Source organism: Paenibacillus sp. JNUCC 35, assembly GCF_058269095.1.
Genome location: NZ_CM177771.1, coordinates 1,713,734 through 1,732,753, shown reverse-complemented (window position 1 = coordinate 1,732,753; position 19,020 = coordinate 1,713,734). Strand labels below are relative to the sequence as shown.

The window sequence follows — 19,020 nt, the reverse complement described above, 5'->3', positions numbered from 1 at the left end:
CGACGGCTTGCCGGCCCCGTTTATTTTATACCGGGCCGATACACCGCAGAATCTATCGTTTGACTGATTAAGGCTCCCTGTCTCTGCCAATTGTCGGAAGCGGAACGCAGCAGCGCAATCGTACTGCTTATGTCCTTCATATAGTGAATATCGTGAATATCTGCAGCCAACTGATACAAGGTATTGAGGCTTCCGGTTGCCTGTTCTTTACCTATTGTTCCATTCCGGATATTCGATAACGTCCTTTCTTTTTCATTCGTGATAAATTTGCGTATGCCGGCCAACCTGTTCGATCCCATACCTCTCCTCCTTAATAACGAAAAATGACGAGCGCCGGGTCTTCGGCTTATAGAAGACCATTATAACTATATGCGCCGAGATTCAGATTTCATACGTTAATGGAGCGGCTGCGGAACGAGAGAAAATTGCCGTTTTACAAGTGCAGATTTGAAAAAAAATACCCCAAAAACGTACAACCCAAAAAAAGCCCCGCAAGCTAACGGAAGTTAACTTACAGGGCTTTTCGGTTATTCGGCGGTTAGCTCCGGGAAGAGGCAGACCAGCCGTACGAGTATTCAGGCGTTACAGTAACGGGCAGCATGCCGACGGCCGGGAACTGGCCGGTCAATACCCCGGCAACCGCGTTCATGGCATGAGGACGGTTTTCGTAGCTCGCCAGGAAAGTTTTTACTTTCGGAAACTCTTTAAAGTCAAACGGATTGCGTCCGGCCACAACGACGAGCTTGCTATCTCTAGCCGCCAGTTCTTTTACGATGCGAACCTGATTGGGCGAAAAACTTGCATTATACGTGACCACGATAACCTGGTCATAGCCTTGACTTGCCTTCAGTACACGCTCCACTTCTTCTTCGGAAGGATTCGTGTGGATTCTTTCTTCCGTTACCTCATGAACGGTTTCCGCCAGGAAGGCTCCGAGTGTTTCCTTCTGCTCCACCACTTCGTCGATTTGCGTCCATTCCCGGACTTCCGTCCAGATGACAAACGTTCTTTTGTCTTTCACAAGCGGAAGCTGATCCTCGTCCTTGACAAGCGTCACACTCTTCTTGTAGGTTTCACGCACAAGCTCGAAATGCTCAGGGGACCCCACTGCGGAAATATCGCCGGCCGCAGCGCCTACCGTAATATTCAGACCGGCTTTTAAAGCGAGAATACGGTCCACCGACTCGTTGATCCGTTCTTCACTGATACGGCCGGATTCCACCGCTTCCACCAGACGTTCAATGGTTTGAACCTGGGTATCGTAAGTATGGCTGACCAGCAGCAAATCAGTGCCGGCTTCAACCGCCATTACCGCTCCTTCAGCCGTCCCGTAATGGTCTGCGATCGCTTTCATCTCCAGGCAGTCGGTCACAATGACGCCTTCGTAACCAAGCTCACCGCGCAGCAAATCGGTCAGTACCCGCTTGGACAAAGTCGAAGGCAGGCCATCGGGCTCCAGCGCCGGAAAAATAACGTGTGCCGACATCAGTACGTCGGCTCCTTCCTGAATCGCCTTCACGAACGGAGCGAACTCCAGCTCGCGCAGGCGCTCCAGGTCGTGGGGAATCATGGGCAGAGCATGATGGGAGTCCGAGTGTGTGTCCCCGTGCCCCGGGAAATGCTTGATCGTCGGTGCCACACCCGCCGCCTGGTAACCCTTCACAGCCGCAGCTCCCATCTCGCCGACGATTTCCGCGGTTTCGCCGAAAGAACGGACACCGATCACCGGATTCATCGGATTGTTGTTGATGTCGAGGCAGGGCGCGAAGTTTAGATTGATGCCCATCGCGCGCAGTTCCACACCGCTGATCCGCGCTGTTTCATAAGCCGCCTGGGCGTCTCTTGTCGCCCCGATTGCCATGCTGCCGGGCATACAGGCGATGCCCTCGTGGATCCGGGCAACCATGCCGCCTTCCTGGTCGATGCTGATCAGAAGGGGGCCTCCCGCCGAGTCCTTGGCCAGCACTTGCAGCTCGTGATTGAGCTCGCTCACCTGCTTCGGATTGTCCAAATTGCGGCGGAACAAGATAACGCCGCCGATTTCGTGCTTCTGAATCAAGTCGATAATTTTCTTGTTGGGCTTCATCGCCGAGTCGAACTCATTCGATGTGGAAAAGCCGCACATCATCATTTGTCCGATTTTTTGCCGGAGGCTCATTTCTGACCGTTGTTTCATTCTTTTCATCCCCTATCGGTAATTTATGCGTTCGTAATTTGTTCGCGGTATTCGGAAGGCGTCATGCCGGTAAACTTATAGAACACCCGGGTAAAATACCGGCGTTCCGCATATCCCACCTGCTTGCCGATCTGGGTAATGCTCTTGTCGCTCATGCGAAGAAGAGACTTGGCCAGTTCGATCCGCTGACGGGTCAAATTCTCCAGGAAGGTTTCCCCGAAGTGCTGTTTAAACAGCAGACTGAAGTAGCTGCAGCTGATCCCGAGATGATCGGCAATTTCCTCTACGCCGAAATCGTTGGACAAGTTCTTGGCAATGTATTCTTTGGCGTTGACCATCAGCAGCTCGCTCGGCTTACGGTTCATCCCCGCATTCATGCAGTCTTGAACAAGCTGATGGATCGTCGCAAGCAGATCCTTGACTCCGACACTGCGCTCCAGATTGGACCAGAGGCCCCGTTCTTCCTCATCGGACATGATGTTGATTTCCCGCATTTCCCGGATGAGGTGGAGGACCAGAAAGTGCAAAATCTGCTCTACACGCACATAGGAATGCTCGGAAATAACCCGCAGGCTCTGATTGAGCTTTTCGAAGGTTTGCTCCATTTGCGCTTTATCCCGCCGCTTCAGGCTGGATACGATTTCTTCGACCAGCTCCCACATGGAGTTGTTCCATTCGTTCCGGCCGGGATTCACTTCTTCCAAGAGTAGAATCTGTTCGACGTTTGGAGATAGCTGAAGCGCGCGCTGAAGCTTTTTGTAAGCGTCTGCAAGCTGGAGAACGGACATGTGCTCGGGATAAATGCCCAGGCTGACCGTCAGTTTAACGTGCTGCTTCACTGCCAGCTGAAGGGCATCGCTCCACCCTCTCGCCCTCTGCAGATCGAATGGCGTTTCCCTCTGATGACGGATGAGCACACACCATTCCCCTTCCCGGGTCTGCAGAACCGAATACAGAAGCTCATACGGCTCCAGCGCGTCCTGCAGCACATTGCGGACAGCGAAATTTTTGAGCTTGCGCTCTTTCTCGTTCCAAGAACGGGAAAGCTGCGAATAATTGTCCAGGTCGATGAGGAGAAGGGTAAATTCCGTCTCTTCCAGACTGTTTTCATCCTCGAAAAAATGCCGGGTCGTCACGTTCGTATAATCAAGCAGAATATCGAATAAAAACTTCTCGTACGCCAAGTGTCTGACCCGGCTCCATCTTTTCTGCTCATCCAGCTCCGCCTTGCGCTTCTCCCGGATATCAAAAGCGACCCGCTCCACGACCGCTTCCAGCTCTTCGTAGTTGATCGGCTTAAGAATATAATCCTTGGCCCCGTATTTTAACGCCGACCGCGCATATTCAAATTCCTGAAACCCCGTCAGCAGAATAACCTGGATATCCCTTTCCAGCTTGTTAACCTGCTCCAGCAGCGCGATTCCGTCCATCAAAGGCATACGGATATCGCTAAGGATAAGGTCCGGCTGGTGCTCCTGGACCATCTCCAAGGCCTTGACTCCGTTCGATGCGAGCGCAACGACTTCAATATCGTGCTTCTCCCACGGTATGACGGTTTGCAGGTTGCGCAAAATATTGATCTCATCATCCACCAATAAAGCTTTTAAGTTCATCATCATCACCTTGCTGTCGTTTTGGGAATTATACATTTGATTCGTGTACCTTTGTTCGGCTCGCTGCAAATATAGAGCCCGTAGCCATTTCCGTAATGAATCCGCAGACGGTCGGCTACATTGAGTACACCTAATCCTACCCTTGGCTCATTCGTATCGAGGTTAGGATTCTTTTTCCGATATTGGAACCTGACAAGAACGTCCTCGGGGATGCCGATGCCATTATCTTCAACCCACAAAATAATGTGATCCCCGCCGTCTTCAACACGAATGGTAATAATCCCCTGGTACGTAATTCCTTCGAATCCGTGCTGAATACTGTTTTCAACAAGCGGCTGCAGCGTCAGCTTAAGAATGGAGTGATTTTCCAGCTCTCGGGGCAGGTGAATCTCGAAATCGAAAAGCTCTTCAAAACGGTATTTCTGAATTTCCATGTAATTTTTCAAATAATCGATTTCCAGGCCGAGAGCGATTTCTTCTTTATGATGGAACGAAATCCTTAATATCGTCCCCAGCCTGTAAACGAGCTGGCTCACTTTTTTACCTTGATTTTGTACGGCCAGCGCATTAATCGACTCCAGCGTATTAAACAGGAAGTGAGGCTTGATCTGCGCCTGCAGCAGGGAAAGCTCCGCCTTGTTCTTATGCTCCTGTTCCTGCTTGACCTCTTCCACGAGGTCATGGATACGGGACACGAGGCTGTTGAAGCCTCTGGAGAGAACCGTCATTTCATCATTCCCCTGTACTTTGACCCGCACGTCCAGATCCCCCCGTTCCACTTGTTTCATGGAGCTGACGATCCGGATAATGGCCCGGATATACCGGTTGACAAACAGCAGGTTGAAGAGAAGGGCGGATATGAGGAACAGGAACATGATCGTTCCGACCCATTTCAGAATAATGGACATTTCGCCGGAGATATAATCCCACGGGGTGACGGATACGAGCGCCCACTTGGGAGTTCCGTATTTTTCCAGCCCTATATCATATACCGTCACGAGACTCTCTATACCGTCAAATTTGACTCTGGAAGTGGCGTAAGTCTCCGTCAAATCTACTTTTTGAGATAAAAATTTATTTAAATTGGAGCCATTTGTAAGCTTACGGTTGTCGTACAAAATAACCCCTTGCTGGTTTACTAACAGAAAGTGGCTGTTCTTTTGATTATAAAAGTTGAAAATTTTATCCATTTCTTTGAAGTCAAATTGAAGAAACATAGTTCCAATTCTACCGGAACCCGGAGTTTCATAATAATTGACTGTGCGGACCTGGCTGAACAAATTGTTATCTCCGGTCAATTCCGGATTTTCATAAGGCCCGATCCACCGAGGAAATCCATTCAAATTCTTGACTTCTTCATAAATCGGATGATCTTTTAACGTTTTAAAAGGAATCGGCGTAAATGGAATAACACCGCTTGAGTAGTTTTCTCCATATAAATTGTATACGGAAAAAGTCCCAAGCGGCTCATAGGTAAGAAATATTTTTCTTAAGCTATTCGTTACATTATTCAGTTGTTCGTCGGACGGCGGGTTCTCGTTCAATTCAACGAGCTGCGTCTGCAGATTGTCTCCCAGCATCCAATAATCCGAATAATAGTTGGCTTCCTTAAACAGGCTTGCAATGTTACGGCCGATTGACTTAATGGTCAGCTCGGATTGTTCCATGTATTTCTCTTGGGTAATGTCCTGAAAGATCATATAGGTGAAAATCGAAATAGATAATAAGGGAATAATGATGAATCCCATGAAAGCCAGAAATACTTTTTTACGTAAATTCATCATTACTCCCATGTCCTTTCAACTTAACCCTTGACGCTTCCGGCAGCCAAGCCTTCAATAATCTTTTCTTGTAGTATAGCATAGATCACAACGACCGGCACGATACTAAACATAGTCGCCGCCAGGAGTGCTCCATAGTTCATCGCCATTCCGTTGTTCATCGCCGCCATCGCTACAGGCAGCGTTCTCAGCGCCTCTTTGGACAGCATCACGTTGGCGAGAACGTACTCGTTCCAGTGACCCAGGAAGTTGATGATAAACACGGTCACGATGGCAGGCGTCATGAGCGGCAGAACGATTTTCCAGAACAGTCCGTAAATCGTCAGTCCGTCCATAACTCCGGCTTCTTCAAGCTCTCTCGGAAGAGATTTGATGAAAGCCATAATAATGATAATGGAGAGAGACAGACCGAATGCGATGTAAGGCAGGATCAAAGCAAGGTGTGTATCGTACAGCGGAATATGCAGGTCGTTTGTAACGTTCAAAATGAAACGGTACAGCGGGATGAGCAGAGAACCCGCCGGAATCATGATGGCCAGAAGAAATACCCCGGTCACGAATTTATTCATTTTCGGGAAGTACATCCGCGTCAGCGCGTAAGCCGTCATGCTTGCCAACACAATCGTCACGATACTGGCCACAACGGAGATATATAAGCTGTTGACGAAATACCGGCCGATGTTGGCACTGGTCCATGCGTTCGCATAGTTATCCAGCGTGAAGTTTTTGATTAAAGAGAAAGGACTCGCGACAATATCAACATGCCTTTTGAATGAGTTTTGAAAACCCCAGAACAAAGGGTACAAGGTTACAAAAACGTATAGCAAAAGAAAGGCATGGAGAAATCCATTTTTCAATTTGGACATATCAGTTCTCCACATCCTCTAATTTTTTTGTAAGCAGGTTGCTGATCAATGTAATAATTAAGGTGAAGATGAAGATCAGGATCGCAATTGTATTCGCGTATCCGTAATTTCCTGTCGTCATACCCACTTTATACATGTAAGAGGCCATAACTTCCGTGCTTCCGTACGGCCCGCCTTTGGTCATAACCATGACGATATCCATCGCTTTCATCGCACCCGTGATAGACAGCAGGACGATAACCGCGAGGATCGGACGGATCAAAGGAACCGTAATGAGAAGCGCTCGCTGAAACCCGGTGGCTCCATCGATTTCGGCAGCCTCGTAGACTTCTTTGGAAATTCCGAAGATTGCAGCCAGGACGAGAACGATATAAAATCCGGTCCACTGCCAGGCATTCGTCAGAAGAATGGAAAGCATAGCTGTGCTTTCGTCAGCCAGCCACAGATGGATCAATTTATCCAACCCGATCGACTCAAGCAGCTTGTTCAGCAAACCTACTGTCGGGTCAAATACGACAACAGTCCAAAGTACCCCTACGACGGCAGTCGACAAAATACTCGGCAAGAAAACGGTCGTTTTATAAAAACCGCGTAATTTTCTGACTTCCGAGATTAACACCGAAAAAATGACGATAACCGGAACTTGAATAAAGACGGAAAACAAAATAAAGTAAAGGTTATTTTTGACCGAGATCCAGAAATACTCATCGTTAAAAGCTTCTTTAAAATTATCCAATCCGTTAAAAACAGGTGCAGTCAGACCATCCCAGCTAGTAAACCCGTATCTGAATGTTGTAAGAAGCGGGAACATATAAAATGTCAAGTAGAAAAACAGGGTTGGAATAATGAACACCAGGTATGCTAGAGGATTTCGATAAACCTTGTTCATAGCAGCCTCCATCCTTCACACTATGCGAATAAGAACGGGTACCACGTGATGTGATACCCGTTATTTTTTTATCTGCTTATTTTAGATTAGGTTACTAATCTTACTTTGCAGTCTTTTTGTTTTCTGTTTCTTGGGATTTTTGAATATCAGCCAGCAGGTCCTGAACGGATTTTTTGCCGCCAACGAAAGCTTGGATTCCGGATTCAAGATCAAGCTTCACTTTAGGCTGGATCAGGGAGTCGAAAGCTGGGAATGTTTTCTTGCCTTCGGAAGCTTTCAGCATTTCGGCGATGATCGGCTTGTCGCCAGTGGAGCTAAGCTTCATGGACGGGAAGAATCCTTCTTCTTTCAGCTGACGAAGTTGATATTTTTCGGTGAAGAAGACTTTGATGAATTCTTTTACCGCTTTTTTCTCGTTCTCGTTCAGCTTAGCGGAGAAACCGAAGCCGTTGGAGTACGAACCGTTGATCAGATCGTTACCTTTGCCGCCTTCTACAGTCGGGAAGTTGAAGAAGCCGAGGTCAGCAGCCATTTTGGATTGATCCGGGTTGGAGTACTTCTGGTTCGCCCAGCCACCGTCGAAGATCATAGCGGTTTCGCCGTTAGCGAAACGGTCTTGAGTTTGGGCATATTTCAGTGCAAGAGCGTCTTTGTTGAAGTAGCCTTTGTCGATCAGGTCTTTAAACATGGTGTGACCTTTAACATAAGCTTCGTCCGTCCATTTGCTTTGGCCGGATTGGAGGCCGTCTACGACTGATTGGCCGCCTACGCGTACGTACAGGGTATTAGGAAGCATGTTCAGTACCCAAGCTTCGTTGCCGCCAAGCGCCATCGGCGTGATGCCTTTAGCTTTGAACGTTTCGCAAGCTTTCAGGAACTCTTCGTAAGTTTTCGGAACTTCTACGCCGTTGTCTTTGAAGATTTTCTTGTTGTAGAACATGCCTTCCAGGTAACCGGCGATCGGAAGACCGTAAACTTTGCCGTCTACCGTGAACTCGGAAAGGTCAACGAATTTGTCTTTCAGGCCAAGCTCGTCAAGGATCGGCGTCAGGTCAAGCAGGTTGTTTGTTTTCGCATAGTTCTTTGTATCCGTACCACCGAAAAGTTCGAACATTTTTGGAGGGTTACCGGCGGCCATTTCGGCTTTCAGCTTTGTATCGCGGTTAACAACTTCGTCCACGCCTTCGGATTCGATTTTCAGGCCGGGGATGTTAGCTTCAACTTCTTTAAGAGCATCCTCGAACATAGCCTTTCTTTTCTTGGCTGTGTCTTTGATTTGCGTATGACGGAAAGAAACGGTAAATTCTTTCGGCGCAGCGCTTCCGTTCGGAGTTGTTGTCGTTGTCGCTCCAGTACTTCCGCCATCTTTGCCACAAGCGGAAAGAACGGTTGTCAGTCCCACGGCTACGGCCATGATTGTCGCCAGTTTCTTTTTCATTTGTAGACCTCCCCAAAACGTTTAAATTTGTGTCTTACAAGTTTGATTATAGGGACGTTGCCCTTCTTACGGCAGGTCCTCATTTCAACAATACAGGGATAAAATCCTCTCACTAGAGGGGGAAAATAGTGGGCCCTTAGTCCTTAATCCTATTTATAGAAATTAAGGATTCGTTTTACATTTTATTAGGAAGCAATCCAACTGAAACTCTAGGTATTCTCCCCTGCTCTTTTCTTATTCCTCCCCTTGATTCGACAGGTTTGGCGTTCCACGGCCGGTTTTACAAAACCTTCAAGCCCAATTGATCTGAGCAAAATAGTCCGTACGTACACTTAACCCTGAAAGAGAGGGGGATAAAAAATCGATGAATACCGTCGATGAATCGTTACCAATCCGGGTCGGAAACGCGAGGGGCATCCGGACCGCCTCCTGGTGGAACCGCGTCCGGGAAGCGGGGATCGGCTATTTGTTCCTGCTGCCGTCACTGGCCGGGTTCGGGATTTTTTTGTTTTATCCGTTCTTCCAGTCCTTGTATTTAAGCGTACACAGTACGAATCTCAGGGGGAAAATCGCCGAATATGTCGGCTTCGAGAACTACCGAGAACTGCTTACCTCGGAGAAATTTTATCATAGCCTGGGCGTTACGGCCCAGTTCGCTCTGCTGACGATCCCGACGACAATCGCAGCGGCTCTGCTCCTTGCCGCGCTGACACACAGGGGGCTGAAGGGCAAGAGAGTCTACCAGTTCATTTTTTCCCTGCCGATGGCCTTATCGGTCGGCACCGCTTCCGTGATCTGGGCCCTGCTCTTCCATCCGACGGCCGGTATGCTCAACTACTGGCTCGGCCTGCTCGGACAGGCGCCGGTCGCCTGGCTTTCCGACCCGAGCTGGGCGCTCTTCTCGGTCTCGCTGATGACCGTATGGATGAATCTCGGCTTCGCCTATATCGTCCTGCTCAGCGGGCTGCAGAGCGTACCGGAGGATATGTACGACAGCGCCAAAATCGACGGCGCGGGCCCGATGCGGACTTTCTTTAGAATCGTGCTTCCGCTCGTCTCTCCCACCTTGTTCTTTGTCGGTGTGGTTTCCCTGATCGGGGCCTTTCAGTCTTTTGGCCAAATCCAGATTCTAACCAAAGGCGGTCCCATGGATACGACCAATGTCATGGTCTATTCCCTTTACCAGGAAGCGTTTGTCAACTTCCGCTTCGGCTCCGGCAGCGCGCAAGCCATACTTTTATTCGTGATTGTCCTGTTCTTCACCTTCGTGCAGTTCGGCGTTCTGGAAAGGAAAGTGCACTACTCATGATCCGGTCTTTGCAAAAAACCGCCATCTACGTATTTCTGACCGCGGCTGCCGCACTCGTTCTCTATCCGCTGTTCTTTACGTATGCGTCCACGTTTATGACGGCCGGAGAAGCCGGCCAATTTCCGCCGCCCCTGCTTCCCGAAAGCCTGTACCTGGGCAATCTGAAGACGGTGATGGAGCTTGTGCCGATCGGGGCTTTTCTGACCAACAGTTTTACCGTCTCTCTGCTTATTATGGCGGGGCAGCTGTTTACGGCAAGCCTCGCGGCCTACGCGTTCGCTTTCGTCCGTTTTCCGGGCAAAAAGTTCGTGTTCCTGCTGTTTCTGAGCACCATGATGATCCCTTGGGAAGTGACGATGATTCCCAATTACCTGACGATCCGCAGCTGGGGATGGACCGACACTTACGCGGCGCTTGTCGTCCCTTTCCTTGCGACGGGGTTCGGAACGTTTATGCTGCGCCAGTTTTTCATGCAGCTGCCGGGCGAGCTGTTCGAAGCCGCCAAGATCGACGGCTGCGGGCATATCCGCTGCTTTTTTTCCATCGCGTTCCCGCTGTCAAAGCCCGGCCTGGCGACCCTGGGCGTCTACAGTTTTCTCAGCGCCTGGAACAGCTATCTCTGGCCGCTGCTCGTCACGAACGATCCCGCGAAACGCACCGTGCAAATCGGCATCTCCATGCTCCAGTTCGAAGAGTTCACGTCCTGGAACCTGGTGCTTGCCGGAGTCGCGCTCGTTCTGCTACCTTCTCTGCTTCTGCTCGTGCTCGGGCTTAAGCAGCTCGTCCGCGGCCTCACGGTAGGGGCCGTCAAAGGCTGACCGTTTATCCACCATTTTGATTGATAAAAAGGAGAGACATTCCACATGTTTTCGTACAAACCGTCCCGCCGCACTTCCGTAATGGCTATGCTTCTGGCTTCCGCTCTGCTCATGCAGGCTTGCGGCGGCGCAAACGACACCGCTCAATCTTCCAACAAAGAAACAACGGGGTCTGCTTCCGTAAAAGAAAACGCAGCCTCACCGGTAAAAATCACCTTCTGGCATTCCATGAGCGGCGAGCTCGGGAAAGTGACGGATAAGCTGATCTCCGACTTTAACGCTTCCCAGAAAAATGTTCAGGTAGAAGGCATTTTCCAGGGAACTTACGACGAAAGCCTGAACAAAATGAAAGCGTCCATGGATTCCAAAAGCGGGCCGTCGCTTATTCAGGTCTATGAAATCGGCAGCCGTTATATGATCGACTCGAAAGCCATTACGCCCGTACAAAAGTTCATCGATGCCGATAAATACGATCTCTCCCAGCTGGAAGAAAACATTACCCAGTACTACACCATCGGCGGCAAGCTGAATTCCATGCCTTTCAATACGTCTAACCCGATCCTCTACTATAACAAAGATATGTTCAAAGCCGCCGGTCTCGATCCGGAAAAGCCTCCCGTTACGTTCGATGAAATCACCAAAGCGGCACAGGCTCTTTCCAAGGACGGTAAAGCGGGTGCGTCGTTCGCCATTTACGGCTGGTTTATGGAGCAGTTTTTCGCCAAACAGGGAGCTGAATATGTCAACAACGGCAACGGACGCACGTCTCCCGCGACGGAATCCTATGTAAATAAAGAAGCGGGCCTCAAAGCGTTAACGTGGTGGAAAGCTATGGTCGACAACAAAACCGCACTTAACCTCGGACGCAAAACCGATGACACCAAAAAAGCTTTCGCGGCGGGACAAATCGCCATGATGCTCGATTCCACCGCCTCCCTGAAAGGCATCGTCTCCACGGCGGAAGGCAAGTTCCAGGTAGGCACGGCTCCCCTGCCGAAACCGGCGGACGCCGCAGAAGGCGGAGTTGTCGTAGGCGGCGCCAGCCTTTATATTACGAACAACAAATCGGAAGCCGAACAGAAAGGAGCTTGGGAGTTCATCAAATTCCTGACCTCCCCTCAATCCCAGGCTTACTGGCATGTGAATACAGGCTACTTCCCGATCACGAAAAAAGCCTATGACGAGCAAATCGTTAAAGATAACCTCGTTAAATACCCGCAGTTTAAAACGGCAATCGACCAACTGCACGGAAGCAAGGCCAATACGGCCACACAAGGCGCTGTAATGGGCGTATTCCCTGAAGCGAGACAAATCGTCGAGGGTGCCATTGAGGAAGCCCTGAACGGCAAGAAAACGCCTCAGGCCGCTCTTGATGAAGCCGCCAAGTCGATTACGGAAAAGATCGGCAAGTACAATCAGACGGTTAAATAAGTTAAAAGCAGGATAGAAGCGGACAGGATAACAAGATGAACCTGCCGTTCCGGTAAAAAGAGCACAGCCCCGTGAGGCTGTGCTCTTTTTGTATGCTTGCTTCAGCGTGACGCACGCGGCCGTAGCCGCACAACCTGCGATTCGGGATGACCCAGGAAAATCGTTAGTCATCCACAGGCAGGCCGATTCCGGACTCCGGATTGCTCCTCACCGTTCGAAACCCTTCCCGCTGCCCTTGAAGAAATAACGGAGCCTATGGATGCTCTCCACCGGATACGGAACCGCCTCCGGCTGCGCTCAGCAAACCTGATTGCGCCCGTTGTGCTTCGCGCGGTACAGCGCTTTATCCGCTTCCTCAATCAGAAGATCGGGTGAAACCTGCGGAAAAGTAGCCGCCCCGATCGAGATCGTCAGGCGGATTGCCTTCCCGTCTCCGAGCAGGAAGGAATGGCGCTCCACTCTGGAACGGATCTGCTCCGCATAGTGCAAAGCTTCTTCGCGCCTGCAATCCGGGAGCAGGACCGCAAATTCTTCCCCGCCGGTCCGGCACACCTCATCCATCCTGCGGGATGAATCTCTCAACAGCACCCCGATCTGCTGGAGAACCGCATCCCCTGCTGGATGACCGTACGTATCGTTGATTTTTTTAAAATAATCGATATCCAGCGTCAGCAGGGACAGTTCCTCCTGTTTACGATCCGCCGCTTGAACGAGCTCGTTAAAGAGCCTGTCAAAGGTGCGGTGATTGTTCAGGCCCGTCAAAAAATCGACATGCGACGCTTCTTTCATCAACAGAAAAAGCTGGTGGGCTCTCACAATATAATCGACCATATATCCGATAAAAAATCCGCCTACCGCCAGTGTACCGAGAATAACCGGCATAATAGGCAGGCTCGTCGTGCCTATGGCGGAAAATATAGAGGCTCCGGTCGTGACCAGGAGGACCGCCATCATTTTCGCCCAGCGCGACCAGTACCGCTTGTCCGCACTTCTTAATACAAGGCCTCCGGCAAGAGCGATAAAAAGTACATTCGCCGCGCCGATGAAGGCAGACAAGTTGGGGCCCCCCAACAAGGCGATGCGCGCCGCGGCAATGAGAACGGCGGCAATAAAGCCGGAATAAATGCCTCCGAAATGCACGGCCAGCAAGACGGCGTACCCGCGGAAATCAACGATGGTCTGGGGGGCGATCGGAATGCTGAAATACATTAAGACGATTCCGAATGCACCTGTCGCCAGACCGGTCTTTATCCGTGTCCATGGCTTCGTGAAATCCAACCGTTCATCTTTGTAGAGCTGACTAACGGCAAACAGAAAGGCAAGCAGAAGAGCAAAATTGACGATTAGTTCCTTTACGATGTAGAGGCACCTCCATAGAGGTTTGACTCGATTTTATAAGCCAATGTACCTATTATTTGTACCTTCTTTAATACTGCGGGCCTAGTTCAAATTCCTGTAAAAAAAGACATGCGTCAGAGAATTATCTCCGGCGCATGTCTAATTGTGTCTATTTTAAGAAGAAATAATGGAAATTATTTGCCCAGCATATGGATCGGGTGGCCAAGCGCGCCTTCGGCGGCTTCAGCTACGATCTCGCCAAGCGTCGGGTGAGCATGGATCGTAAGCGCGATATCTTCGAGCGTAGCTCCCATTTCGATCGCCAGACCGATTTCGGCAATCAGGTTCGATGCTTCAGGTCCTACGATCTGGGAACCGACAACAAGACCGGTGTCCTTGTTCGCTACGATTTTAACGAAACCTTCGGTCGCGTTCAGGGAAAGAGCACGGCCGTTAGCGGCATAAGGGAACTTGCCTACGGAAACGTTCATGCCTTTCTCTTTGGCTTCGGTTTCGTTAAGGCCTACCGAAGCGATTTCCGGATCGGAGAATACAACGGCCGGGATGGCCTTGTAATCGACAACGCTAGGCTGTCCGGCAATAGCTTCCGCCGCCACTTTACCTTCGTAAGAAGCTTTGTGCGCCAGAGCCAGGCCTGGAACGATATCGCCGATAGCGAAGATGTGCGGAATGCTCGTGCGGCCCTGCTCGTCAACTTCAATGAGACCGCGGTCGGTCAATTTCACGTTGATCAGGTCGAGGCCAAGCTCGCCGTCCGTGTTCGGACGACGTCCGACAGTTACGAGCACGTAGTCGGCCGTTACTTTTTTCTCTTCGCCTTTGACCGTGAACGTTACCGTTACGTCGTTCTCGGTTTGCTCGGAGCTTTGAGCAAGAGCTTCCGTGAACACTTCCACGTTCAGCTTGCTCAGGTTTTTGGCAACCAGGCGGGTCATTTCTTTCTCGAAGCCCGGAAGAACCGTATCGGAACCTTCAAGTACCGTTACTTTCGTACCGAATTTCGCGAAGGTTTGACCCAGCTCGATACCGATGTATCCGCCGCCGATCACGACCATGCTTTTCGGAATTTCTTTCAATTCCAGAGCTTCGGTCGAGGAAAGAATACGTCCGCCGAACGGGAACGGCTTCAGCTCGATCGGACGGGAACCTGTCGCGATGATGCAATGCTTGAAACGGTAACGCGGAGCTTCCTGCTCATTGAAAACACGTGCTTCGTTTTCGTTGATGAACATGACTTCGCCCTGGAACATTTGCACTTTGTTGCCTTTGAGCAGACCGGCAACGCCGCTGGTCAGCTTTTTCACAACGGAAGCTTTCCACTCTTGGGTTTTCGCGTAATCCAGCTTAACGTTCTCCACGCTTACTCCCATCACTTCGGAATGCTGGGCCGCTTCGTACTGGTGCGCCGCGGAAATAAGAGCCTTGGAAGGGATACAGCCGCGGTTCAGGCAGACGCCGCCCCACTCGGATTTATCCACGATCAGAACGCTTTTGCCAAGCTGTGCAGCGCGGATGGCAGCCACATAGCCGCCGGGACCCGCACCAATTACCAGAACGTCAATATCTAAAGAAGCATCTCCTACTACCATCGCTTTATACCTCCATCACGAGCAGCTCGGGATCATTAAGCAGCTGCTTGATATAGTTCATGAAATTTTGAGCTGTTGCGCCGTCAACAAGACGGTGGTCGAAGCTGAGAGACAGAGCCATTACCGGTGCAATGACGATTTCACCGTTCTTCACGACAGGTTTCTCCGAAATACGGCCGGTGCCGAGAATGGCAACTTCCGGATAGTTGATGACCGGAGTGAAGAACATGCCGCCGGCGGAACCGATGTTGGTGATCGTAATCGTGCTGCCTTTCATTTCGTGCGGAGTCAGTTTGCCGTCGCGGCCGCGTGTGGCCAGATCACGGATGGAATCCGCAATCATCCAGACATTTTGACGGTCCGCATGGTGAATGACAGGTACAAGAAGACCGTTGTCCGTATCCGTCGCGATACCTACGTTATAGTATTTCTTGTACACGATTTCCTGCTTCTCTTCGTCGATCATGGCGTTCATTACCGGGAACTGGCGGCAGGCCGCTACGAGCGCTTTAACGATGAACGGCAGGTAAGTAAGCTTAACGCCTTTCTTCTCGGCAAGCGGCTTCGCTTTGGTACGGAGCGCTACGAGCTGTGTTACGTCGACTTCGTCCATCAGCGTCACGTGAGGAGCCGTATGCTTGGATTTAACCATGGCATTGGCGATCACTTTACGGATGCCTTTGAATGGAATGCGTTCTTCTTCCAGCTCGCCTTGTACCGCAGGTGCGGAGGCCGCTTTGGAAGGAGCCGCTTTCTCCTGAGCAGGCTGATCGGCCTGTGCCGCGGATGCGCCGCCGCCGGAAACGAAGCCTTCGATGTCTTCGCGGGTAATGCGGCCGTTCTTGCCTGTGCCGGACACTTCCGCGATGTTGATGCCCTTCTCGCGCGCAAACTTGCGGACGCTAGGAGTGGCCAGAATGTCTTTAGGGGCAGCCGACGGCTTGCCGCCTTCGGATTTCTTCGTTTCTTCCGAAGCCGGAGCTGTCGGAGCGCCTTGGTCTTCCTTCTTAGGAAGCTCAGTCGAAGGCGCGTTGGAAGGAGCCGGTGCAGCCGCTTCCGGTGAAGGAGCCGCAGCGGAGGTTTCCGATTCCGGAATCTCGCCTTCCGCGTCGATGATCATGACCACTTCGCCGACGTGGCAAACCTGGCCTTCCTTGATCAGCACTTCCTGAATCTGGCCGTTAACCGGGCAAGGAACTTCCACGACCGCTTTGTCGTTCTGAACTTCCATCAGAATCGTATCGTCATCAACCTTGTCGCCCGCTTTAACATTGACTTTGACAATCTCGCCTTCATGAATGCCTTCGCCAAGTTCCGGGAACTTATATTCAAAACGTGCCAAGAAGAACAACCTCCTATATTGAGTAGTAAAATCGTGGAGCCGCGGGCAGGATTAGAAATCCAGCACTTGGTTCAGCCCGTCGATAATGCGGGCAGGTGTCGGAAGCCACTGATCTTCGATTTGGGCAAACGGATAAACCGTATCCGGAGCGGCAACGCGGAGAACCGGCGCTTCCAGATGCAGAATAGCCTTCTCGTTGATTTGTGCGATAATTTCAGCAGCAGCACCGGACGTTTTCTGTGCTTCCTGCACCACAATGGCACGGTTGGTTTTCTTGATGGATTCGACAATTGTGTCGATGTCCAAAGGCATCAGCGTACGGACGTCGATGACTTCCACTTTCACGCCACGGGTTTTCTCGATCTCTTCCGCAGCTTTCAGGGAAGTGTGAACCATGGCGCCGTAAGTGATGATCGTAGCGTCGGAACCTTCGCGAACGACGTTCGCTTTGCCCAGCTCTACCGTGTACTCGCCTTCCGGAACTTCCTGGCGGAAAGAACGGTACAAGTTCAGGTGTTCCATGAAGAATACCGGATCGTTGTCGCGGATCGCCGCGATCATAAGACCTTTCGCATCGTACGGGTTAGAAGGAATTACTACTTTAATACCCGGTGTCTGGATCATCAACCCTTCCAGGGAGTCCGTGTGAAGCTCGGCTGCCTTAACGCCGCCGCCGAAAGGCGTACGGAATACGATCGGAGCCTGGTAGCTGCCGCCGGAACGGTAGCGCATACGGGCTGCCTGTACAGCCATTTGGTCCAGCGCTTCATAAATGAAGCCCACGAACTGGATTTCAGCGATCGGACGGAAGCCCTGAGTCGCCATACCTACCGCCAGACCGCCGATAGCGGATTCGGCCAGAGGAGTATCGAATACCCGATCTTCGCCGAATTCTTTCTGGAGTCCTTCCGTTGCACGGAACACGCCGCCCACATGGCCTACGTCTTCACCGAACAACACAACGTTCTTATCTCTTGCAAGCTCTACGCGCATAGCGTCTTGAATCGCCTGAATCATCGTCATTTGTGCCATGACATCTACTGCCTCCCATATCGTTCTTCTATCAGAGAACACGGCCTTAGACCGGAATATTTAGTGTAAAAAGGGCTGGCGGCCGTCCAAAGAGGCCGCTGACCGTCTGCTGGTTGCGTCTGCGGTCTCGCTTAGGAGAACTGCGCTTTTTGCTCTTCCAGGTGCTTCGGAGTCGTTTCGAACATGGAATCGATCAGGCCGCCTACCGTCATTTTCTCGGTTTGCTCGGCTTTTTTGATCTGCTCCGCTACAGTCGCTTTCGCTTCTTCTTTCACTTTCGCTTCTTCTTCCTCGCTCCAGAGGCCCTTCTGCGTCAGGTAAGTACGGAAGCGTACGATCGGATCTTTAGGCGCCCATTCGCCTTCTTCGTCTTTCGTACGGTATTTCGTCGTGTCGTCCGCCATGGAGTGCGGCTTGAAACGGTAAGTAAGGGATTCGATCAGCGTAGGGCCTCCGCCGTTGCGGGCAATTTCGGCCGCTTCGGATACGGCCGCGTAAACGGCCAGAACGTCCATGCCGTCAACCTGCACGCCGCGGATACCCGCTGCCAGCGCCTTGTGGGCGATGGATTGAGCGCCGGTCTGCTTGGAGAACGGAGTCGTGATCGCGTAACCGTTGTTCTGTACCATGTAAATAACCGGAAGCTTGAACGCTCCGCCGAAGTTAAGACCTTCGTAGAAATCGCCCTCGGAGCTTCCGCCGTCGCCGGTGTACGTAATGGCAACGCGCTTCTCGCCTTTCTTCTTGAACGCCATACCGATACCGGTAGCGTGCAGGATTTGAGCGCCGATGATGATTTGCGGCATCAGGACGTTCACATCCGCAGGTACTTGGCCGCCGTGCTGATGGCCGCGGGAGTATAGGAACGCCTGATACATCGGCAGACCGTGCCATACGATTTGCGGCATATCGCGGTAGCCCGGGCAAATGAAGTCTTCTTTGTTCAGGGCGAATTCGCTGCCGATCATGGAAGCTTCTTGTCCGGAAACCGGCGCATAGAAGCCAAGACGGCCTTGACGTCCCAGATTGATCGCGCGTTCGTCCCAAACACGGGTGAACACCATGCGGCGCATAAGTTCTTTTAATTGATCGTCACTAAGTTTCGGCAATTTCTCTTCATTAACCACGGTTCCGTCCGGCCCGATAATGGTCAAGGGCTGTACTTGCTCGGAACTAACTTCGTACTGCGGCTTGCTCATGTGATTGTCACCTCATCTATGATTTTCATGCCATGAAAAAGACTTTCTGTTATACTAATTATTATAAACCTGTTTCGTATGGAATATCAACAGGTAACTTGCTGTAATAACGCCCGTATATCGATTCGGGATAGTACAGATGTTTTATATATATAATACAGATCAACAAAACCTTTAC

General features: G+C 51.0%; 15 protein-coding genes. 3 read left to right on the top strand and 12 right to left on the bottom strand.

Features of this window, described 5'->3' with window-relative positions; all coding sequences use genetic code 11:
* Positions 1 to 20: 20 nt before the first annotated feature.
* The 7 genes from AC2TF6_RS07855 to AC2TF6_RS07825 form a co-directional block, all read right to left on the bottom strand.
* Positions 21 to 299, bottom strand: a complete 279-nt coding sequence (locus tag AC2TF6_RS07855) for a hypothetical protein (protein ID WP_009673313.1) — start codon at positions 297 to 299, stop codon at positions 21 to 23.
* Between the two features lie 239 nt (positions 300 to 538).
* A complete protein-coding gene (gene nagZ, locus AC2TF6_RS07850) occupies positions 539 to 2,176 on the bottom strand; it encodes a beta-N-acetylhexosaminidase (protein WP_491310571.1) in 1,638 nt (545 codons plus the stop codon).
* A 23-nt stretch (positions 2,177 to 2,199) separates the two neighbouring features.
* A complete protein-coding gene (locus tag AC2TF6_RS07845; RefSeq protein ID WP_491310570.1) occupies positions 2,200 to 3,825 on the bottom strand; it encodes a response regulator in 1,626 nt (541 codons plus the stop codon).
* Positions 3,795 to 5,570, bottom strand: a complete 1,776-nt coding sequence (locus AC2TF6_RS07840; protein WP_491310569.1) for a cache domain-containing sensor histidine kinase — start codon at positions 5,568 to 5,570, stop codon at positions 3,795 to 3,797. The genes AC2TF6_RS07845 and AC2TF6_RS07840 overlap by 31 nt, the downstream gene beginning before the upstream one ends.
* 23 nt (positions 5,571 to 5,593) lie before the next feature.
* Entirely contained in the window at positions 5,594 to 6,436 is an 843-nt protein-coding gene (locus AC2TF6_RS07835; RefSeq protein WP_317952827.1) for a carbohydrate ABC transporter permease, read from the bottom strand.
* A 1-nt stretch (position 6,437) separates the two neighbouring features.
* Complete coding sequence (locus AC2TF6_RS07830; RefSeq protein WP_369993198.1) at positions 6,438 to 7,325, bottom strand: carbohydrate ABC transporter permease; 888 nt, start codon at positions 7,323 to 7,325, stop codon at positions 6,438 to 6,440.
* 100 nt (positions 7,326 to 7,425) lie between these two features.
* The gene (locus AC2TF6_RS07825; RefSeq protein ID WP_491310568.1) at positions 7,426 to 8,763 is read right to left on the bottom strand and encodes an ABC transporter substrate-binding protein; all 1,338 of its coding nucleotides are present in this window, start codon (positions 8,761 to 8,763) and stop codon (positions 7,426 to 7,428) included.
* Positions 8,764 to 9,127: 364 nt separating this feature from the next.
* Here AC2TF6_RS07825 and AC2TF6_RS07820 point away from each other — a divergent pair, with 364 nt between their 5' ends.
* From AC2TF6_RS07820 to AC2TF6_RS07810, 3 genes are all read left to right on the top strand, one after another.
* The gene (locus AC2TF6_RS07820; protein ID WP_491310567.1) at positions 9,128 to 10,072 is read left to right on the top strand and encodes a carbohydrate ABC transporter permease; all 945 of its coding nucleotides are present in this window, start codon (positions 9,128 to 9,130) and stop codon (positions 10,070 to 10,072) included.
* On the top strand, positions 10,069 to 10,890 hold the full coding sequence (locus AC2TF6_RS07815; RefSeq protein ID WP_491310566.1) for a carbohydrate ABC transporter permease: 822 nt from the start codon (positions 10,069 to 10,071) through the stop codon (positions 10,888 to 10,890). Before AC2TF6_RS07820 ends, AC2TF6_RS07815 begins: the two co-directional genes overlap by 4 nt.
* 81 nt (positions 10,891 to 10,971) lie before the next feature.
* Positions 10,972 to 12,321: an ABC transporter substrate-binding protein gene (locus AC2TF6_RS07810; protein ID WP_491311610.1), complete on the top strand. Its 1,350-nt coding sequence runs from the start codon at positions 10,972 to 10,974 to the stop codon at positions 12,319 to 12,321.
* A 297-nt stretch (positions 12,322 to 12,618) separates the two neighbouring features.
* Here the strand turns inward: AC2TF6_RS07810 and AC2TF6_RS07805 are convergent, their stop codons facing one another.
* The 5 genes from AC2TF6_RS07805 to pdhA form a co-directional block, all read right to left on the bottom strand.
* Positions 12,619 to 13,530, bottom strand: a complete 912-nt coding sequence (locus AC2TF6_RS07805) for a diguanylate cyclase (RefSeq protein WP_491310565.1) — start codon at positions 13,528 to 13,530, stop codon at positions 12,619 to 12,621.
* Between the two features lie 323 nt (positions 13,531 to 13,853).
* The gene (gene lpdA, locus AC2TF6_RS07800) at positions 13,854 to 15,269 is read right to left on the bottom strand and encodes a dihydrolipoyl dehydrogenase (protein WP_218228264.1); all 1,416 of its coding nucleotides are present in this window, start codon (positions 15,267 to 15,269) and stop codon (positions 13,854 to 13,856) included.
* A 4-nt stretch (positions 15,270 to 15,273) separates the two neighbouring features.
* Positions 15,274 to 16,611: a dihydrolipoamide acetyltransferase family protein gene (locus AC2TF6_RS07795; RefSeq protein ID WP_491310564.1), complete on the bottom strand. Its 1,338-nt coding sequence runs from the start codon at positions 16,609 to 16,611 to the stop codon at positions 15,274 to 15,276.
* 51 nt (positions 16,612 to 16,662) lie between these two features.
* On the bottom strand, positions 16,663 to 17,643 hold the full coding sequence (locus AC2TF6_RS07790) for an alpha-ketoacid dehydrogenase subunit beta (protein WP_009673352.1): 981 nt from the start codon (positions 17,641 to 17,643) through the stop codon (positions 16,663 to 16,665).
* 131 nt (positions 17,644 to 17,774) lie between these two features.
* The gene (pdhA, locus tag AC2TF6_RS07785; RefSeq protein WP_009673331.1) at positions 17,775 to 18,842 is read right to left on the bottom strand and encodes a pyruvate dehydrogenase (acetyl-transferring) E1 component subunit alpha; all 1,068 of its coding nucleotides are present in this window, start codon (positions 18,840 to 18,842) and stop codon (positions 17,775 to 17,777) included.
* Positions 18,843 to 19,020: the final 178 nt, after the last annotated feature.

Excerpts from the sequence above, each read along its gene's own strand:
- AC2TF6_RS07820 (WP_491310567.1), top strand. The coding sequence starts at position 9,128 with ATGAATACCGTCGATGAATCGTTACCAATCCGGGTCGGAAACGCGAGG.
- AC2TF6_RS07815 (WP_491310566.1), top strand. The coding sequence starts at position 10,069 with ATGATCCGGTCTTTGCAAAAAACCGCCATCTACGTATTTCTGACCGCG.
- AC2TF6_RS07790 (WP_009673352.1), bottom strand. The coding sequence starts at position 17,643 with ATGGCACAAATGACGATGATTCAGGCGATTCAAGACGCTATGCGCGTA.
- AC2TF6_RS07805 (WP_491310565.1), bottom strand. The coding sequence starts at position 13,530 with ATGTATTTCAGCATTCCGATCGCCCCCCAGACCATCGTTGATTTCCGC.
- AC2TF6_RS07845 (WP_491310570.1), bottom strand. The coding sequence starts at position 3,825 with ATGTATAATTCCCAAAACGACAGCAAGGTGATGATGATGAACTTAAAA.
- AC2TF6_RS07840 (WP_491310569.1), bottom strand. The coding sequence starts at position 5,570 with ATGAATTTACGTAAAAAAGTATTTCTGGCTTTCATGGGATTCATCATT.
- AC2TF6_RS07830 (WP_369993198.1), bottom strand. The coding sequence starts at position 7,325 with ATGAACAAGGTTTATCGAAATCCTCTAGCATACCTGGTGTTCATTATT.
- lpdA (WP_218228264.1), bottom strand. The coding sequence starts at position 15,269 with ATGGTAGTAGGAGATGCTTCTTTAGATATTGACGTTCTGGTAATTGGT.
- nagZ (WP_491310571.1), bottom strand. The coding sequence starts at position 2,176 with ATGAAACAACGGTCAGAAATGAGCCTCCGGCAAAAAATCGGACAAATG.
- AC2TF6_RS07855 (WP_009673313.1), bottom strand. The coding sequence starts at position 299 with ATGGGATCGAACAGGTTGGCCGGCATACGCAAATTTATCACGAATGAA.
- pdhA (WP_009673331.1), bottom strand. The coding sequence starts at position 18,842 with ATGAGCAAGCCGCAGTACGAAGTTAGTTCCGAGCAAGTACAGCCCTTG.
- AC2TF6_RS07810 (WP_491311610.1), top strand. The coding sequence starts at position 10,972 with ATGGCTATGCTTCTGGCTTCCGCTCTGCTCATGCAGGCTTGCGGCGGC.
- AC2TF6_RS07825 (WP_491310568.1), bottom strand. The coding sequence starts at position 8,763 with ATGAAAAAGAAACTGGCGACAATCATGGCCGTAGCCGTGGGACTGACA.
- AC2TF6_RS07835 (WP_317952827.1), bottom strand. The coding sequence starts at position 6,436 with ATGTCCAAATTGAAAAATGGATTTCTCCATGCCTTTCTTTTGCTATAC.